At 49.3% G+C, this 17,577-nt stretch carries 18 protein-coding genes; 6 read left to right on the top strand and 12 right to left on the bottom strand.

The genetic code is table 11. The features are described from left to right. The first annotated feature begins 214 nt into the window (after positions 1-214). From Q4E40_RS16120 to Q4E40_RS16100, 5 genes are all read left to right on the top strand, one after another. Positions 215-544, top strand: a complete 330-nt coding sequence (locus Q4E40_RS16120; protein WP_188501157.1) for a DMT family protein — start codon at positions 215-217, stop codon at positions 542-544. A 102-nt stretch (positions 545-646) separates the two neighbouring features. Continuing rightward, positions 647-1,018 carry a hypothetical protein gene (locus tag Q4E40_RS16115; protein WP_303413599.1) on the top strand — a complete coding sequence of 124 codons (372 nt, stop codon included), beginning with the start codon at positions 647-649 and terminating at the stop codon, positions 1,016-1,018. 96 nt (positions 1,019-1,114) lie between these two features. Beyond that, positions 1,115-1,543, top strand: a complete 429-nt coding sequence (locus tag Q4E40_RS16110) for a hypothetical protein (RefSeq protein WP_303413598.1) — start codon at positions 1,115-1,117, stop codon at positions 1,541-1,543. After that, positions 1,530-2,219, top strand: coding sequence for an SCO family protein (locus Q4E40_RS16105; protein WP_303413597.1), 690 nt, complete (start codon positions 1,530-1,532; stop codon positions 2,217-2,219). The genes Q4E40_RS16110 and Q4E40_RS16105 overlap by 14 nt, the downstream gene beginning before the upstream one ends. Then, positions 2,203-2,628, top strand: a complete 426-nt coding sequence (locus Q4E40_RS16100) for a c-type cytochrome (RefSeq protein ID WP_303413596.1) — start codon at positions 2,203-2,205, stop codon at positions 2,626-2,628. The genes Q4E40_RS16105 and Q4E40_RS16100 overlap by 17 nt, the downstream gene beginning before the upstream one ends. Positions 2,629-2,703: 75 nt before the next feature. On the opposite strand, the gene Q4E40_RS16095 is transcribed toward Q4E40_RS16100, so the two are convergent. The 11 genes from Q4E40_RS16095 to Q4E40_RS16045 all read right to left on the bottom strand — a co-directional run bounded on the left by Q4E40_RS16095 (position 2,704) and on the right by Q4E40_RS16045 (position 11,283). Beyond that, entirely contained in the window at positions 2,704-3,210 is a 507-nt protein-coding gene (locus Q4E40_RS16095; protein ID WP_303413595.1) for a cupin domain-containing protein, read from the bottom strand. Positions 3,211-3,490: 280 nt separating this feature from the next. Then, entirely contained in the window at positions 3,491-4,057 is a 567-nt protein-coding gene (locus tag Q4E40_RS16090; protein WP_303413594.1) for a hypothetical protein, read from the bottom strand. A 9-nt stretch (positions 4,058-4,066) separates the two neighbouring features. After that, positions 4,067-5,893, bottom strand: coding sequence for a site-specific DNA-methyltransferase (locus tag Q4E40_RS16085; protein WP_303413593.1), 1,827 nt, complete (start codon positions 5,891-5,893; stop codon positions 4,067-4,069). 322 nt (positions 5,894-6,215) lie between these two features. After that, positions 6,216-6,662, bottom strand: coding sequence for an NAD(+)--rifampin ADP-ribosyltransferase (gene arr / locus Q4E40_RS16080; RefSeq protein ID WP_303413592.1), 447 nt, complete (start codon positions 6,660-6,662; stop codon positions 6,216-6,218). Positions 6,663-6,682: 20 nt separating this feature from the next. Continuing rightward, on the bottom strand, positions 6,683-7,279 hold the full coding sequence (locus Q4E40_RS16075; protein WP_303413591.1) for a class I SAM-dependent methyltransferase: 597 nt from the start codon (positions 7,277-7,279) through the stop codon (positions 6,683-6,685). A 110-nt stretch (positions 7,280-7,389) separates the two neighbouring features. Continuing rightward, a complete protein-coding gene (locus tag Q4E40_RS16070; protein WP_303413590.1) occupies positions 7,390-7,929 on the bottom strand; it encodes a hypothetical protein in 540 nt (179 codons plus the stop codon). 151 nt (positions 7,930-8,080) lie between these two features. Beyond that, a complete protein-coding gene (locus tag Q4E40_RS16065; protein ID WP_303413589.1) occupies positions 8,081-8,641 on the bottom strand; it encodes a DUF2867 domain-containing protein in 561 nt (186 codons plus the stop codon). Between the two features lie 176 nt (positions 8,642-8,817). After that, complete coding sequence (locus Q4E40_RS16060; protein WP_303413588.1) at positions 8,818-9,435, bottom strand: succinate dehydrogenase/fumarate reductase transmembrane subunit; 618 nt, start codon at positions 9,433-9,435, stop codon at positions 8,818-8,820. A gap of 105 nt (positions 9,436-9,540) precedes the next feature. Continuing rightward, entirely contained in the window at positions 9,541-9,912 is a 372-nt protein-coding gene (locus Q4E40_RS16055; RefSeq protein ID WP_303413587.1) for a nuclear transport factor 2 family protein, read from the bottom strand. 195 nt (positions 9,913-10,107) lie between these two features. After that, positions 10,108-10,752 (bottom strand): DUF6624 domain-containing protein, encoded by a 645-nt coding sequence (locus Q4E40_RS16050; protein ID WP_303413586.1) that lies wholly within the window; start codon positions 10,750-10,752, stop codon positions 10,108-10,110. A 48-nt stretch (positions 10,753-10,800) separates the two neighbouring features. Then, entirely contained in the window at positions 10,801-11,283 is a 483-nt protein-coding gene (locus tag Q4E40_RS16045; RefSeq protein WP_303413584.1) for a DUF1493 family protein, read from the bottom strand. Positions 11,284-11,683: 400 nt separating this feature from the next. Between Q4E40_RS16045 and Q4E40_RS16040 the strand changes: the two genes are divergently transcribed. Continuing rightward, positions 11,684-17,119 (top strand): alpha-2-macroglobulin family protein, encoded by a 5,436-nt coding sequence (locus Q4E40_RS16040; RefSeq protein ID WP_303413582.1) that lies wholly within the window; start codon positions 11,684-11,686, stop codon positions 17,117-17,119. 123 nt (positions 17,120-17,242) lie between these two features. On the opposite strand, the gene Q4E40_RS16035 is transcribed toward Q4E40_RS16040, so the two are convergent. After that, positions 17,243-17,566 carry a GIY-YIG nuclease family protein gene (locus tag Q4E40_RS16035; protein ID WP_425475180.1) on the bottom strand — a complete coding sequence of 108 codons (324 nt, stop codon included), beginning with the start codon at positions 17,564-17,566 and terminating at the stop codon, positions 17,243-17,245. Between the last annotated feature and the right edge of the window lie 11 nt (positions 17,567-17,577).

The following is a 17,577-nucleotide window of genomic DNA, read 5'->3' as shown; positions in this document are numbered from 1 at the left end:
TTAGTCGAATGCAAATTATATTGGCAAAATAGTGCAGGTGTTTCCACTCGCTGCTGTTCTACTTTGCCCTTAGGAGCGGCACGCAGGCCGGCCCGGTTTTTTCATAGCTAGGTCAGGCATTGCATCGTGTTCTAAACGTACATACTGCCCCGGCATTGTGAAGGTTGCTGAAAATTTCCGCTGTCGTTTAGGCACCTTGTGTTAAATTTCGGGCATGAAAACGATCCTCCTCCTCCTTATCTCCAACATCTTCATGACCTTCGCCTGGTACGGGCACCTGAAGTTCAAAGACACCGTGCTCTGGAAGGTCATCCTGGTCAGCTGGTTCATCGCCTTCTTTGAGTACATGTTCCAGGTGCCCGCCAACCGGATCGGCCACGGACAGTTCACGGCCTTTCAACTCAAGACGATACAGGAGGTGATCACGCTCGTCGTGTTTGTGGCTTTCTCGGTGCTATACCTGAAAGAAGAAGTCAAGTGGAATTACATCGTCGGTTTCGTCTTCATCCTGCTGGCCGTGTTCTTTGTGTTTAAGAAGTGGTAGTTAAATTGTTGATGGTTAATTGATTTTTTTCAGCAGTATGAGCTAATGATGAGGTATAGCTTTTTTGATCCTGACTTGCTGAAAAGGGCTTTTTTCGATCCCATGCGGCCGGACGAAATCTGCTGGAAATCGGGCGATGTGCGAGCTGCTATCAACGCCTTCACGGAGCATGGCAAAACAGTCGGTGCCTTGTCGGTTTACTTCAGGGAAAACGGTCAGGTGTACTGCCCTGTGTGGGGCGACTGCCTGATGCTGCCAGGCGGCAACACGGCATACCTGCAACTATTCGACGGCCTAAACCCCGAACAGCAGGTGACACTGGGTTTTATCTATGGGTTGATAGACCGGCTTGCCCTCGTGATGCCTGAATCATATGACTGGTCTGTAGACCCAGCACGGTATAAGCCGGCTATCGCATCAGAACTCGACCAGTACGACTTAACTGAAATGTACTTCTGTTTACAATTGGACTAGAAGGTATACCTTTGCCGCTATACCTGTATCTTTGCAAAAACAGCGTTGCGTAGAATAATGTAGCGTCGTACCGAATTAAAGAAACCTATACCTATCATGAAAAAGTGGTTGCTATACCTGAGTCTGCCCCTCACCCTACTCGCCTGCCAGGGCGGTGCCGGTGAAGCAGAACGCCAGCAGACCCTGGAGACAGAGGTGATGAACCTGCACGACGATGCGATGGCTGACATGGGCAAGATCTACCGGCTGCGCCGCAACCTCACCAGCCTCCGCGACACGCTGCAGGCGCAGTCCGCTGACACGGCCACGATCAACCTGCTCACCCGGCGTATACAGGAACTGGAGGTCGCCGACGAAGCGATGATGGAATGGATGCGCCAGTACAAGGCACCCGACACGCTCGCTCACCAGCAGGCCATGCTATACCTGAACGCAGAGCACCAGAAAATGGAACGCGTTAAATCACTGATGGACAGCACCATTACAAACGCGCAAGAAACCTATGCAACTTATGAAAAGAAATAAACTAAGCACCTTTTTTTCAGCGCTGCTGCTTGGCCTTTCGGCGCTTGGCTGGCAGGCCTGTTCGCAGGAACAGTCCTCTGATGCAGGTACACTTCCCTATCTGGGTGAGCGCCAGCTGGTGCAGCGTGAAGTCGATGGGCAGCAGGTAACCGACACGGTATACCACCGCATACCTGACTTCGCTTTTATCAACCAGGACAGCCAAGTGGTGACCAGCCTCACCGTGCAGGACAAGGTATACGTCACCGACTTTTTCTTTACCACCTGCCCCACCATCTGCCCTAAAATGAAGAGTCAGATGCTGCGTATCTACGAGGCCTTTGAAGATGACCCGCGGGTGATGCTCCTCTCCCACACCATCGACCCGAAACACGACACAGTGGCTGTGCTGCGCGACTACGCCGACCGCCTGCAGGTGAACAGTGATAAGTGGCAATTTGTAACTGGCGAGAAAGACAGCATCTACAGCATTGCGCTGCAGTACATGGTATCGGCGATGGAAGACGAAGAGGAGCCTGGCGGATTTGTGCACAGCGGCGCCTTCGTGCTCGTGGACCAGAACCGACATGTGCGCGGCATTTACGACGGCACCGACCCTGCCCAGGTCGATAAGCTGATTCGCGATATACCTTCCCTCCTGCCTGTAAAGAAAAAGAAGGATGCTGATAAAAACTAAACTGCTGCTGTATGTGGCAGGTATAGCCGCCTTGCTCACCCTGACCCGATGCTTTTACTCAGACAAGCAAAACGAAGGGGAGCAGCTCTATACCCAGAACTGCGCCAACTGCCACATGGACGACGGTAGCGGCCTCCGCAACCTGATTCCGCCCCTGGCTGGCGCCGATTACCTGGAAAACCACCGCGACGAGCTGGCCTGCATCATTCAGCACGGGCAGACGGGCAACATTGTCGTGAATGGCAAGAACTACAACCAGGGCATGCCAGGTTTTGAGCACCTCAAGCCTGGTCAGATCACCAACATCCTCAACTACGTGCAAACCAACTTCGGCAACAACAATCCTCGCTTCTCTATACAGGAAGTAGAAAAGCAGCTGTTTAAATGTCGCCACCTGCTGGAGCATTAAGCTACCTGTTGAAGTCATAAAAAAGGCGCTGTAGATTTACTACAGCGCCTTTTTCTATACCTGGAGGTTTTGGATTTATCTTCCAAAATCGTCCTGTACGCGCACAATATCGTCTTCATTCGATGGGTTAGCGGCATCGGTGTGCTGCCAGATCTCGGCCAGCACGCCCCAGTTATCGAGGCCCACCAGGCGATGGCGCTCTCCCTGGCGCAGCGTGATCAGGTCGCCGGGATGCAGCACTTTGAGCTCGCCTTCCTCGTCTGTGTCGCTTGTTACGACACCTACGGTTCCTTTCACTACTTTCCAGATCTCGGCGCGGCGGTGGTGGTACTGCCAGCTGAGTCGCTTGTTTGGTGCCACCAGCAATATCTTCGGGCTCAACTTACCTGATATCTTTAGCTGATCGACCGGCATGCTGTCGAAATAAGCATTGGCAAAGTCCTGCGCCTGCGTTTCGTCGATCACAAAAAATCCGCCCCAGGGACGGGTCTGGTCCTGGTTGCTGATGTTAAAATGCTGTTGCTTTAGTTGCTCTTCTACTTCTGAGAAAAGGGCTGCTTTATCAGTTGTGTCGGTTGTCATGTTCTATTCAGGGTTAAGGGTGAAAGCGTACTACTTGCAGGTATACGCTAACGGAAAAGGCGATTAGCCTGTTGAGGCGTTGGGCAAATTTAATAAAATTCTCCAGATACCAAGGTTGTGCTGAGGTTAGGGCCTTTTCATGCGAGCAGATTCTCACCTTGAAGGTGATAGGGTCGGCTCATTCTATGAAACTCTCCCCTTGTGGACCAGGGTATAGCATCAGAGAATGAAACAGTCCTTCCTCAAATGCGGCAACATATACCTGAATTGGCAGTTCCTGTTAAACTTCCTTACCCGCTAAAATGCCCTGAAAGAAACGCTCAAAGTTCTTGTTCAGGGCTCCCCATTTAAACTCGTGGTTGGGCGTCCGGTAGCTGTAGCCGGCAAAGGTGTTTTTCGTTACCACCGGAAGTTTGCTGATCTCCCGGCCCGCAATCCAGCCGTAAAACCCGACCTGCTTTTGCGCGAAATCCACCCAGCCCACAATCACATAGTCTTTAGAAGCCGGTTTTTGCTCTTGCGGATAGCCGTAGGTCCAGTTATCATTTGGTGGCCTGTCGGTAGATTTCTTCGCGACTTTGACATCTATTTTGCAGCCGGCTATCAGAAAATCATAGGCATCGGAATTCCTGTTTTCGAAGCCCGCACGATCGACCTGGTAGGTATAGCCGATGGACTTGAGCCAGTGTTCGAAGGCATATTCGCCCATGCACCCCAGCACGGCTTTCTCGAGTCGTTCTTTCTCCGTAAGCCCGAATCGGGAGTACAGGCCGTTGCGGACCATGTCTGCCGCACACTGTCGGGCTATCGCAAGGTTAGCGTCAAAATCGAAGTTCTGCACGAGCATTGCTGTTCATCAGATTGATTTAAAGTCAATACCGATGTCCTGCAAAGTAAGTTGTAAATTGTTCTTATCGATTTCGTTCAGCTGAAACAGGTAGTCCGGGCAGATGAAAGCCCTGGGTTTGAGATCGATCGCTTTTTTTAGAACCTCCTCAGTAATCGTATCCAGTCCGTACAGCAGTCCTTCCTGCGCGACTTCATAGAGCACCGTATCACCGACCGGCATCTCGTTTATAGCGGCATTCAAAGGTATACCTGACCTGAGTAGCAGCTCCCATAACCTATACTCCCGGTTGGCATGATTGATTTTAGCCCGCGTAAAGAGCGTGAGCTGCTTGGCCTGCTCCTTTTCATCTCGCGTGCCGTCCCCGCGCCAAACGCTGAAATTAGAGGGCGCGAGTTTGAAATACCTGAAACCCGTATCGATGGCCGTAGTACCTTCCTGCTGTGATTGTAGTTTGTCATGCAACAGGAGAAGGCGCTTTCTGGTGATTTCGGAAATGGTCCGGAAACCCTGCTGATACGCCTTAGTCGTGGGGGCGATCTGCTCGTCGAGCTGCACGCAGATATACTTTCGGTTGCCGCCATCCTGCTGGTTCATTTCAAGCACGGCCTGAGCAGTAGCCCCCGAACCGGCGAAAAAGTCCAGGAAAATGCCCTCCGGATCGTCGGAGAAGCCCAGCAGATACTTGATCAGGCTGGGTGGCTTCGGAAAGTCAAATACCTTGGCCCCAAACAGGACTTCGAGCTGGGCGCTGGCGTTCTCGTTTGTGCCCACGCCCACTTTGGCGTTGATCAGGTTCGGCGGCACTTCTTTGTCGTAAACCAGTTTTTCGTACGACGGGCTTAGCTTGATGGTAGGTATACTGATCCGCGTCCCCTTGCGAATCTCCTCATCCAACTTTGGCTGCGACCACTTGAATTTGGCTTTCAGGACAACGGGTTTTATGAACAGGCCGCTTTTCACCTCAGTGTCCGCCAGCAGCTCGATGGTATAACTGTCGGTCCCGTAGCTGCCTTTCCGCAGCGGACCGTCCTCCAGACGCGTGGTCACCACATCGGCCGGGAATGTCAGGGTACCTGGTTTGTTCGTTTGATTCAGCAGGCCGTTTGAACTGGTGCTGTTTTTTTGGATTCCCTTAAATTTTTCGCTGTTCTTTTTTTTCTGGTAGCAGAGCACATACTCCACCACTTTTTTGCTTTTCCGGGAAAGGTTGGCCGGTGTCTCGGACTTTGCCCAGGAGAAGTAGTCGACAAAATTCTCTTCCCCGAACACCTCGTCCATGACCAGTTTTAGGTTAGCCAGCTCGTTGTCATCGATGCTCACGAAAATAACACCGTCTTCCCGGAGCAGGTGGCGGGCGAGCAACAACCTTGGCAGCATCATGTTGAGCCAGTTGGAATGGCCATGCTGCCTCCGGTCACTTTGGGAGCGGCCGGTTTTTTTTGCAAAGTTGTCGGCGTAGATGAAGCTGTCGGAACCGGTGTTGTAAGGAGGGTCGATGTAAATACCCTTCACCTTGCCCTTATAGGCTTTCTGCAGTACTTTCAGCACCTGCAGGTTATCCCCTTCTATGAACACGTGTTGCGTATCCTCCCAGTTAACAGACGCTTCCCGAACAGGTATAAGCGTGTCGGTTGCGGGTGCCTGGGCCTGTCTGTAGGCGGCTGTCTTTCCTGTCCAGGATAGTTGGTATGGTTCCGGATCAGGGTGTACCTGATCGCCCAGCAGCTCCCGTAAATGCGCCACGTTCAGCTTGCCTTCGGTAAAGGCAGCCGGCATGATTTCCTTCAGCTTCAGCAGCAGGTCTTCCGGTATAGGTAAGGACTCGCCCTTCATGGTCAAATCTTCTGTTAATCTGTATTTTAAATGGACGCCAGGTATAGTAAGCCCGCTTTAAAGCTATGCTCTTTCATGATCCATACACTTTAGAAAGTATAGCACTATCAATGTTCTGCTCTGCTGCAGAACCCTATACCTTGTCCCGTGAGAGTCGATCCGGAGCGGGTTTACTGCAGCTATACCCTGGCAAACGTTCAAGATAGCTAATAAAGGAGAAATAGAAGAAAGGAAATTTCTGATTAAAGGTAATTCTAAAAAAGCAAGACCTGAAGGCAGATAATATGACTTAAATAAGGCCGCAGAGGTATAGCAAGAGAGCTTAATCCTCGATTGCTTCAATGCCTTGCTCCTTTAGTCGCGCCAGGTGGTCTTTCATGGCCTGAAGCTGCTCTGGCGCATGTCCCTGCCACTCGGTCACCTCACCCCTAACGTGAAGCGGATGCCTGGAGCGGTAGGATTTGGTTGGATTTCCGGGGAATTTCTTGTTCGTCAGATTGGGATCGTCTTCTATCGGGCCGGTCGGCTCCACGATGTAAATTCTACCGGCTCCTTCGCCCACAGCCAGTTCAGCACCCCAGACAGCAGCATCCAGCGTGGCAGTCAGGTAGACGTAGGAGGCCTTCTTTCGCGTACCGTAATTTGAACTATAGCCAGCCGCAATCAGGTCGCCCTGCTTTAAGTCGGCTTTGGTGCCATGATAGAATGGCTGTGAATTCAGATCGTTGGTGGCCTCTTCTGGTTTGGCCTCGCTGCTGTTCGGTTCCATTGTCCTTGCCTTGTCTGTGCTCAACTTTTTTTTATTGCTATAACCGATACGTGATTGAGCGGGTACTGGTCCAGTTCCAGGTGCCTGCATTGGCACCCGCTTTCGGCCAATATGCTCAGATTCGCGTCTATCCCAATGGAGCTGTAGCCGAACTGCTCGCCAAGCCAGGTATCTTCATGCGCTCCTTCTGCATCGCCAAAGGTATAGACCAGGATGCCCTGCGGATTTAAGAAACGACAGAGCTTCTCCACGACGGACTTCTGAGACGCCAGCGGCAGATGAAAAATACTGTCCCACGCAACGATCAGATCAAACCTGTCATCTGTTTCCCATTCGACGATATCCGACTTCTCAAATCTCACTTGCGGATGATTTTCCTTAGCCAGCTGCAGCATTCCTTCTGAAACATCGATCGCGGTCAGCTCGAATCCGTTTTCCAGAAGCCTGTTTATAATTCGCCCACCGCTCCCGCAACCTACATCCAACACGGTTCTCTTTTCAGCGCAGTACTGAATGGCCCGATCGATCATGGAGATGCCGTAATCTGACCCGATCATCTGAGCATTCCACTGTGCAGCAATTTTGTCGTAGCTTTTGGCTAATTGAGATGGGTTCAAGGTTTATTGGATTGTAGAGGTTTTAGTAAAGTTATAGGCGGCGTAGCTACTTTATCGGTTATATTATGTCCTGTCTTTTTCTGCTTTTGAGATGACTTGAAGCGCTTATATCAAAAAGCTATACCTAAGCCGACAAAAACTGTCTCCGGGTATCCTATGCCACAACGAAACAGAAAGTTGCCATCCGGTTTCTGATACCTGTAGCCAGCCGTACCTACGCCACGAACATCAACATAATCGGATTTCAAAGGTTGAGGCTCAGAAAAATGGGCACTAATGTGCTGGGCATGCTCATAACTGATTTTATCGAACATTCTGGCTCCGCCTACAGTCAGTTCAAAGTGATGTTTCTTTGCCCCAGTCAGAATCCCTAATGTCGCAGACTGGTAGGGACCTCCCGTCGACCAGACTCCCCATCCTCCAAAACCAACCTTTGACCATAGACCCATCAAGGTACCCTTTTCAAACCCAACAAGCTTTCTTTCATAGTTCATATTGTAGGCTCCCATCAATCCCGCGAAACCGCCAGTCACCTGTATGGCATTTTTATTAACTCTTGCCTGATCGATCGTGTTGATACTATTTTGACCGTAGGAGGTATGATAGCAGGAGAATACTATGGCCAGGAAAAAGACGCATCGTTTGTTCATCCTAAAAATGATGTTTTTGGTTTATATGGGGGCGTAACAGTTGCAGGCTTGAGTTGTACCGATTGATAGCACTTCACTTCTCGCCCAGCATGAAATACTTATAAAGTAGAAAGAACCGGGTGCTTGTACCCGGGCATATCTTCAACCCCAGTTAACGCTTCGTTGATTTTTCGTTTTCTATTCGTTTGATCATACCTTTTAACATAGCCGGAACGATCAGTTTATGAAAAGGTCTCACAATCATAAAATAAACCCGACCGAGGAGGTTATTGAATTTCACAGTAGTTGTTATCGTCAGGCTTTTTTTGCCTGTGTCGTCAGGAATTCTGTCCAGAAATAAGGAAACCCTGAAATTCAAATGTTTGTCGTCCTCGCCTAACACAACCTCGTTCTCTGTCTTGTCAAACACTCTGAAAAGTCCACGCTGCTCACCTGGTTCGCATTTAAAATGGTCTGGCAGCTTCTGGCTGTCGCTCATCTGCCCTGATGTTTTTAGCCCAAACAACCCAACAACTTTGTTTCTTATTGCGAATAGAATATCCGTCACTTTAGACTTGCCCGAAAAAAACAATAACCCGATTTTTGTGGAGTCAATGGTCCCTTCGATGTCAGAAAATGAACGCTGGTAACTGTCACTGTAATCAAACAATTTGCTGTCTTTCTTCAATACCGATCTATCAGGAATGCTGCAAGAGGTACCATTGCTTTTCATAGTCATTCTGTTTGTTGAGCCAGGTCGTTTTCAAGGACCGTTGATGGTTAAGGATTGCTTAAAGCGGAGCTTTTCAGACTGTCGTTCGTTTGAAAAACCAATGTTTGGTTAAGCACAAAACTGTTAAACCAGCACGTCACCCCGTTTTGAGTAATGCCTTGTTAGCGGTTCGCTTTTCATTTCCCAATTAATACTTCGTATTCTTTTGGTATTGTTACTCCGTTAAAATGATTCGTGAGTCCGTAAAATATTACAATCGTCAGGGTAATTCCGAAAGCTATGATTGCGCTTGATTGTCTGTTTGGTGACAAACCAAAAATAGGCCGTTTCATTTTTTTACTATGAATCGACGCTATGTGGCCGAAAAATGAAACTATGGCAAGTCCGTAGTAGGGTATAAAAAACAAGTTGAAAGGAAACGAGTTCAATCCTGCTACTCCAAAATAAAAGTTGGTATCCAGGTGCAGAAAAAGTCGTCCGCTTAAAACGGCGCTTAAATGGATTATGAAAAAAATCGCCAAATAAAGGCCTGTCCAAATTTGTAGTTTATCAAAAAGAGAAGCTGCTGTTTTTCTGTTTTCTTTGAAGAGTTTCAGACCGGAAATGATTTGCACAAAAACGGCAAACAATAAAATTGCCTCAATAAAAATGTTCCGATAAAAGAGCCGCAAAGCATTCATCATGTCAATATGCCTGGCAGCACCCCCAATGCTCAATAGATGATTAAATAAATGAATGCCGACAAAAGTTGCTATTGCCAGGCCTGATAGGTAATGAATTTTATTTGTTTTCATTCTTTTGTCATGGGGCAGTGGGCTGCGTGTACAACGGCTTGTACATAAGGTGGACGAGGCGAAGCCGCAGCCTAAACTATGAACTGTGTTGTGTGCTGGCTTTCTTTATTCTTCAAAATTGTCGTAATAGGTAAAGTCTTTGATGATTTTACCATTCTCAATTGTGAAGATGGTGCAGATTGGAAGTTCAAATTCAGAGCCGTCTGGTGCTGTTCCGCTCGATATAAATTCCACGATGACGTGCTTCTCTCCTGAAGGGTATATCTGAATGACCTTGTCGTTTATGTCGGGAAATACTTCATTTAACTCACTGTACTTTTGGACAATTTGTTCACGTGTCTGTGTTAAAATCCCTTGTCCGAGTGATGGGTCTTTGAACTCTGCCGTTTCTGTATACATCTCTGCCATCTTATGCCACTCGTGGTTGTTGAAGTGCTCAAAATACTGATTTACTAAATCCACATTTTTTGTGTCCATGGTTGGTTTGTTTTGGTTGTTACAGGAAATCATTGCTATGAAGATGGCTAAGAATAGAAGGTTTCTTTTCACTGGTCGTTTAGTTAAGACAATTTTATTGTTTTTTATTGTTTCTTCGTTATTACAGCTTGTACACAACGGGCTGGTCTTTGCGGTGGCACAGCTACCGTGAAGCTATTGTTGAGTATTGTTGTTCTAGTTTGGCAACTCTTCATTTGGGTCAAATTCTGCACGAAGCCGTTCAGCGTTTTCCTCAACTGTGGCCGTGAAACCCACTTCTTTTCTGCGCTTGTTCACATTCTCCACGTCTTCAATGGGCCAGATAACCTGATTCCCTTCTGGTCGTACCCAACTCGCTGCCTGCGTGCCGTAAAGCTGCTTCTTTCCCTGAAACATCAGTAATCTGTCGCGCATCTTTGCCGCATCAGTAGCACTTGCTTCGCCTTTCTTGGCCAACTCTTCCATTTGGGGAAGGTATTTTTCTATCGTTTCTGTGTTAGAGTGCTGTACCACATAAAATATGGCGCTGGCAGCTTTTTCTCCAATTTTACTTTTTGGCAGCCATCCGTATTGCTCAATGATAGGTACAACTCTTGTCTGGTTTACTGAGTCAACAGCCATCATTTTCTTAGAATGAGTCATACTCGATTCAGGGCTGCTTATAGTATCCCAGTCAATGTTGCGTACACTTTGGTCTATATCGTACACTTCTTCCAACTCCCTTTTTAGTGCTGCATAGTCTGGCTGCTGCTCTTTAACTGATGTATCATAAGCATTATCAACTGAGGGCTGGCAACCAGCCAATAGAAACAGGATAATAATAGATTGTTTTATTTTCATTGTTATTAATATTACTCAACGTCTGGGCTAAATGGTGGCGCAGCTGGCTTATGGGTGTGGTTGTGGTTTCGTTTTTATTTGGTATCTGACCTTATCCTCTGCGACATAATCGCCTTCAATATACCAGATCAGCAAGTCTCTGAAGGTTATATCTGTGACTTCTCTTTTTTCTGGAAATAAGGCTGGTTTAGCTATTTTGATTTTGTTGAATGTAAGTAGTTCAATCGTCTTCAATGGTAGCCAAACCGACAGATTCAGTAAATCGACTAGAGCGGCACCAGATCCAAACAGTTCACCCTCAGAATAGAAGTGCTTGTCATATTCAAAGTTGTTGTGGTCAAGCTCAAATTTCTTTATAAACTTCACTAGCAAATCATAGTTATCATCCCCATAAAGCCCAAGATCTTCAGCCACTTTCGTGTAAAGAGATCTTACCTTTTCCCAGGATTCTGATTCCAAAAAGCTCTTAACAGTGATGTAAGCGTGCCTAAGCTTCGAGAAATCTACTTGTTTGATTTGCCTTTCTTCCATAATTCAAATGCACCACAACTACCTCAAAAGCGTGAACATACGGTTTTTGGCACTATGTACGAAGGTACAAGAGACTGTTACTAGCACTTTTAAAGCACCTCTTATACCATCCTCCACCGCTTTCATCTCTATATATTTAGCTCAGCTAATATACCATAATACTGCAAGAATTCACAGGACTTATTCTATTATTTAATATACAGGAGCAAAGACATTATGCTGTGAGGTATAGCTCAATTTACAGGAAGTTTTTCATGTATAAGTGAAACAGGAAATTACTATATTGTCAGAGTGAAACAGGCATGCTTATACCTGCTTGAAGGTCAGACACAAATAAAACCTTGGCACGCAACATAGTGTCCTGCAACAAGCTACTTAATCGCTTTCCCCTACCCCTACTATGAGTATAACAAAAGTTCACCCCGCGCCTCTCCAACAACTACTCAGATTTAGTCTGTTGCTGTGCATGCTTTGCTTTTTTAGCTGCCGCAGCAACAGCGACGAACTGCGGCTCAAAAGCAAAAACTTTGACCAGGAAATTGCCCGGGAGCAGAACCTGATGTTCACCTTCGACAAAGACTTGGTAGGCGACTCGCTGCTCGGCCAGTGGGACACGATTCCATACCTGACTATCACGCCGAAGGTGGCCGGAAAGTATAAGTGGACCGCTCCGAACGAACTGGTTTTTTCGCCGGATAAGCCTTTTGCCCCCACGACCGACTACAAAGCGGAGCTAACCGAAAACTTACTGCAGCACTCGACCAAAAAGTACAAGCTACCCGCCGGGCAGGGCTTTACTTTCCATACGCCCTACTTAAGGCTGCAACAAGTGAAAAGCTACTGGGTGGCAAACGAGAACAACCCGAATCAACTGGAGGCCAGCCTGCAGCTCGATTTTAACTACCCAGTGCTTTTCCAGGAGCTGCGGGAGCACTTAAAGGTATATGCCGGCACCAAAGAATTGCCAGTAGAGCTTACTAGCGGCAACCGCGACAACATCACCATCCGGGTAAAGAACGTGGAGGGACAATCGGAGAAGGAGGTTCCGTTGCGGTTGCACATTTCCCAAGGCCTGAGCGTAGCCGGAAGCACCAAACAAACCGACCATACCATCGAGCGGGATGTATTATTGCCTAGCCGCCAGCGCATGATGGTGTCAGAAGTGACCACTGCTTTTGAGGAAGGCCAGGAGCGCATTTATATCCTGACCACACAACCTATTACCAACAGCACTTTGAGTGGCCTGATCAGCATCAGCCCACGACGGGAGTTTACCGTGGAGCGCTTGCAAAATGGTTTAGTACTGAAAGGAAATTTCAACCAGAGCAGCACGTATACGATCACCCTCACCGGCGATCTGGCAGGTATGGAAGGAAAACCGATGGGCCAGCCCTACCGGCACAGCGTGACCTTTGCCAATACAGAGCCAGGCATCAGCTTTGCCAGTGGCAAAAGCATTTACCTGAGCAGCCAGGGTGTCCGCAATATCGCTCTGAACCTGAACCAGGTGCCGCGCATCAAAGTGAGCATCAGCAAGGTATACGAAAACAACATCCTGCACTACCTGCGGGAAGGTAAAATGTATGACGGCTACTACGACGAGGAAACAGAGGAATATTACTCCAGTGAATACTACAAAGTAGACGAAAACAACGGCAACACCCTTTTGGAGCGCGAGTACGCTACCGAAAGCCTGCGCAAGCAAGGCAGCTCTTACCTGCTCAACCTCAACCTGAACGATCTCGACTTCGACAGCCAGTTTAAGGGCCTGTATGTGATCACCGTAGCCAGCACTGACAAAAACTGGCTGAAGGACTCTAAGATTGTGTCGGTTTCGGATATCGGTCTGATCGCCAAACAGGGCAAAGACGAAGTGGTGGTATTTGCCAACTCCATCCGCGAGGCGACTACCCTGGAGGGCGTTGAGATCCGCTTTATCAGCACCAACAACCAGGTAGTTCACAAAGCCACCACCGACAAAGACGGCGTCGCCCGATTCAGCCAAAGCAGCCAATCAGCCCCGGACTTTAAGGTGGGCATGATCACGGCCCGCAAAGGCGATGACTTCAATTACATGCCTTACAGCCAGACGCAGGTCAACACCTCCCGTTTTGATGTGGGCGGCAAGCGCCTGAACGAACTCAACTACGATGCCTTCATTTACGGCGACCGCGACCTCTACCGCCCCGGCGATACTATCTATGTAAACACGGTGGTGCGCACCCCGGATTGGAAAACGGTGGCCGGATTGCCCATCAAAGTAAAGCTGCTGTTGCCCAACGGCAAAGAGTACCGCAGCACCAAAGGCAAACTCAACAACCAGGGCGCCAGCGAAACCAGTTTTATACTGAACGGGGCTTCAGTTACGGGTACCTATACCTTAGAGGTATACTCTGGCAATGACGTACTGCTCAATTCCAAGAAGATCGGCGTAGAGGAGTTTATGCCCGACCGGATGAAGGTGACGGCTGTGCTGGACAAGAGCACTTACAACACCGGCGAGAGGCTTATCCTTAACCTTACGGCCCAGAATCTTTTTGGCCCACCAGCTGCCAACCGCAACTACGAAGCCCAGCTCAGCCTGAAAAAGAAGGCTTTCGAAGCCAAGCGCTACCCGGACTATACCTTCGATATCCATACCTCCGGCTCCATTGACATCCAGACCAGCACCCGCCAGGGCCAGACCGATGCACAAGGCAAAGGACGGGAATTGTTTGAGCTGGAGAATTTCCGGGATATCGGTTTGCTGGATGGCTCGCTTTATACCACGGTTTTCGATGAGACAGGCCGCCCTGTCAACCGCCTCAACAAGTTTGACGTGAGCACGCAGCAGGCTTTCTTTGGCATCAAAAATTTTGATGATTACGTGAGTACCCGCCGCGCGATGAACATTCCGTTGGTGGCCCTGGATCGCAACGGAAGTCCTGTCAACACCACAGCCAGAGTACAGCTCGTGCGCTATACCTACGAGTCGGTGATCGAGCGTTACAGCGACGAGTACAACTACAAATCGCAGCGCAGAGAGCAGGTACTCATCAGCAAAGACATGAACATACCGGAATTTGGCGCGGTGTTCAACTTCACGCCTGTTTCCTCCGGCCAGTATGAAATACGCGTGATGCGGCCCGGTGCCTACAACTATGTCGCGCAGGAGTTCTACGCCTACGGTTGGGGCGACACCGAAAGCACCTCCTTTGCCGTGAACACCGAAGGCGAAGTAGACATTTCGCTGGACAAGGAGAAGTATGAAGTTGGTGACCAGGCTAAAGTGTTGTTTAAGTCTCCTTTTGCTGGCAAGATCCTGGTAACCGTGGAGCAGAATAAAGTGCTGAGCTACTATTACCTCAAAACAGACAAAAAAGCAGCCTCGCTTACCTTGCCGATCAAAGACGAGCACCTGCCAACGGCCTATATCACTGCCATTGCCCTGCGCCAGGTAAAAGACAACCAGATGCCGCTGACTATTGCCCGTGGATTTAAGCCACTGACCGTTACCAAAAAAAGTACGCAGCTGGATATCGCCATTCTCGCCCCGGAGGCTTCTCGGTCTAACAGGGTGCAGCAGGTGAAGGTGAAAACGGCGCCCAATGCAGAAGTGACGCTGGCTGTGGTAGACGAAGGTATACTGCAGATCAAGGATTACCAGACTCCTGACCCGCACGCATTCTTTTACCAAAAGCGAGCGCTCGAAGTGGATGGCTACGACCTGTACCCCTACCTGTTCCCGGAACTAGGCGCACGCTCCAGCGTTGGCGGCGACGGCTACGACCTGGCCAAACGCATCAATCCGCTCACCAACAAACGGGTAAAGCTGGTGTCGCTGTGGAGCGGGCAGTTAAAGGCTAACGGCAATGGCGAGGCAACCGTGCGGGTGCGTATACCTGAGTTCTCGGGAGCGGTCCGTATTATGGCCGTGGCTTATAAGGACAATGCCTTTGGTTCCTCTGAAAAGGTAATGCGGGTTTCCGATCCGGTCGTGATCAGTACGGCGCTTCCCCGTTTTGTAAGCCCACGCGACACGATCTTGGTGCCGGTCACGCTCAGCAACACCACCGTCACGAAAGGCACGGCTACCAGTACCATCTCGGTCACAGGTCCTTTGCGTGTGGTAGGTGAAACCAGAAAATCAACAGGTATAAATCCGAACGCCGAGGCACAGGTGACTTACAAACTGGTGGCTACGCCTGCTATAGGGCAGGCAACAGTGAAGGTGGCAGTCAATGCCCTGAACGAGGCTTTTGTGAGCAACACCGACATCACCGTTCGACCCATTGCCCCACTTACCAAAGTAACCGAGGCCGGAAGTGTAAAAGACGGTGCCACCGCCGACATCAAACTGGCCAGCGACTTTATACCTTCGTCGGTGTCGGCGAAGCTGGTGCTGAGCCGCTCGCCGCTGGCGCAGTTTACCGACGATATTACCTTCCTGCTGCGCTACCCGCACGGCTGCCTGGAGCAAACCACGTCTACAGCTTTTCCGCTGTTATACTATACCGACCTGGCCCGTTCCCTGAACCAGGACCAAAAGAGCCGCACCTTTAACCCGAACTACCTGGTGCAGGAGGCTATCACCAAAATCGAGCTGATGCAGCAGTACGACGGTGGCTTTACCTACTGGCCGGGCGCTACTGACACCGACTGGTGGAGCAGCACTTATGCCACGCACTTTTTGCTGGAGGCGAAGAAAGCCGGCTTCACGGTCACGCAGGAGGTGCTGGACAAGGCCCTGCGCTACCTGCAGCAAAAGGTAAAAGGCAAGGCTATGGAAGAGTACCGTTACTACAATACCAGCTGCCAGGTACAGAGCAAGTACATAGCCGCCCGCGAAACGACTTACTCGCTCTATGTGCTCAGCATTGCTGGCCATGTGGATTGGTCTACCATGAACTACTACAAAGCCAAGCCGGAATTGCTCTCAATTGATGCGCGGTACCTGCTGGCCAGCACCTATGCCCTGAACGGCAGCCGCGAAAGCTTTAACCAGCTCCTGCCCCGCTCCTTCACCGGCGAAACCTCGGTGCGTGCCCTCGGCGGCAGTTTCTACTCCCCGATCCGGGATATGGCGATCTCGCTGAATGGTTTGATAGAAGTCGATCCGGAGAACCTGCAAGTAGGCACACTGGCACGGCACTTATCGGATGAACTGCGCTCCAAGCGCTGGTACAACACCCAGGAACGCGCCTTTGCCTTGATGGCACTGGGTAAACTTTCGAGCCGGAACCAGGGCAACCAAACGGCGCAGGTATACCAGAACGGCAAAGTGATCGGGACTTTCACTGGCAAGGACCTGACGCTAACCAACAACATAGGCAGCGGACCGATCAGCCTACGTGGAAAGGAAACGGGCTCCTTATACTATTTCTGGGAGCTGGAAGGCATCAGCCAAAGCGGCGATGTCAAGCGTGAAGACAACTACCTGCAAGTGCGTAAAACCTTCTTCGACCGGAATGGCAAAGAGATCACGAATAGCACTTTTAAACAAAATGATTTGGTCATCGTGCGCGTGGAGCTGCAGTCGCTGGACGGCAGAAGCATACCCAACGTCGCCATCACCGACATGCTGCCAGCCGGCTTCGAGATAGAGAACCCGCGTCTGATGACAGCCCGCGAGTTCAGCTGGATAGAAGCCCAGAAACCCGCCACCCCGGATTACATTGACATCCGCGACGACAGGATCAACCTTTACGCCACCGCAAAACTGAAAGAGCAATATTTCTTCTACCAGGTAAGAGCGGTCTCGAAGGGTACTTTCCAGTTAGGTCCGATCGGGGCAGATGCCATGTACAATGCGGAATATCATAGTTATTCGGGGGGAGGAACTGTGAGAGTGAGGTAGAGTTTAGGAGTTTAAGCAACCCTGTCATTTCGAACGCAGTGAGAAATCTGGAGCATTTCATGACCTCAAAATATTTCAGATTTCTCACTGCGTTCGAAATGACAAAATTGGAGGTTAATACTCCTAAACTTCTGTATTAAGTGGTAGCCAATGTGGATTGATGGTTTTGATCAAAGCCACTTTCTTATCTCTGCTCCACTTCTTCAGCTCCTTTTCGCGCGCTATGGCGTGTTCAACGGAGCTGAAACGTTCGTAATACATCAGGAGATGGCAAAAGTATTTCCCGGCGAATGTTGAAAGATTGCCTGCATTTTCAGAATGCTCTTCTAGTCGACGGGCAATATCATTAGTCATGCCGATGTATAATGTAGTTTTCTTCGGATTAGTTAAAATGTAAACAAAGTAATTGTGAGATACCATCAGCCGTAACTTGTTTTCAAACGACAAAAAGTTGCATG

The sequence above is a fragment of the Pontibacter coccineus genome (assembly GCF_030546575.1).
Lineage (GTDB): Bacteria > Bacteroidota > Bacteroidia > Cytophagales > Hymenobacteraceae > Pontibacter > Pontibacter coccineus.
The sequence above is the reverse complement of the archived record's forward strand: the minus strand, read 5'-3'. Positions and strand labels throughout refer to the sequence as shown.

Bases quoted from the DNA above. Each gene is read 5' to 3' on its own strand.
- Q4E40_RS16120 (WP_188501157.1), top strand. From the start codon at position 215: ATGAAAACGATCCTCCTCCTCCTTATCTCCAACATCTTCATGACCTTC.
- Q4E40_RS16115 (WP_303413599.1), top strand. From the start codon at position 647: ATGCGGCCGGACGAAATCTGCTGGAAATCGGGCGATGTGCGAGCTGCT.
- Q4E40_RS16110 (WP_303413598.1), top strand. From the start codon at position 1,115: ATGAAAAAGTGGTTGCTATACCTGAGTCTGCCCCTCACCCTACTCGCC.
- Q4E40_RS16105 (WP_303413597.1), top strand. From the start codon at position 1,530: ATGAAAAGAAATAAACTAAGCACCTTTTTTTCAGCGCTGCTGCTTGGC.
- Q4E40_RS16100 (WP_303413596.1), top strand. From the start codon at position 2,203: ATGCTGATAAAAACTAAACTGCTGCTGTATGTGGCAGGTATAGCCGCC.
- Q4E40_RS16095 (WP_303413595.1), bottom strand. From the start codon at position 3,210: ATGACAACCGACACAACTGATAAAGCAGCCCTTTTCTCAGAAGTAGAA.
- Q4E40_RS16090 (WP_303413594.1), bottom strand. From the start codon at position 4,057: ATGCTCGTGCAGAACTTCGATTTTGACGCTAACCTTGCGATAGCCCGA.
- Q4E40_RS16085 (WP_303413593.1), bottom strand. From the start codon at position 5,893: ATGAAGGGCGAGTCCTTACCTATACCGGAAGACCTGCTGCTGAAGCTG.
- arr (WP_303413592.1), bottom strand. From the start codon at position 6,662: ATGGAACCGAACAGCAGCGAGGCCAAACCAGAAGAGGCCACCAACGAT.
- Q4E40_RS16070 (WP_303413590.1), bottom strand. From the start codon at position 7,929: ATGAACAAACGATGCGTCTTTTTCCTGGCCATAGTATTCTCCTGCTAT.
- Q4E40_RS16065 (WP_303413589.1), bottom strand. From the start codon at position 8,641: ATGAAAAGCAATGGTACCTCTTGCAGCATTCCTGATAGATCGGTATTG.
- Q4E40_RS16060 (WP_303413588.1), bottom strand. From the start codon at position 9,435: ATGAAAACAAATAAAATTCATTACCTATCAGGCCTGGCAATAGCAACT.
- Q4E40_RS16055 (WP_303413587.1), bottom strand. From the start codon at position 9,912: ATGGACACAAAAAATGTGGATTTAGTAAATCAGTATTTTGAGCACTTC.
- Q4E40_RS16050 (WP_303413586.1), bottom strand. From the start codon at position 10,752: ATGAAAATAAAACAATCTATTATTATCCTGTTTCTATTGGCTGGTTGC.
- Q4E40_RS16045 (WP_303413584.1), bottom strand. From the start codon at position 11,283: ATGGAAGAAAGGCAAATCAAACAAGTAGATTTCTCGAAGCTTAGGCAC.
- Q4E40_RS16040 (WP_303413582.1), top strand. From the start codon at position 11,684: ATGAGTATAACAAAAGTTCACCCCGCGCCTCTCCAACAACTACTCAGA.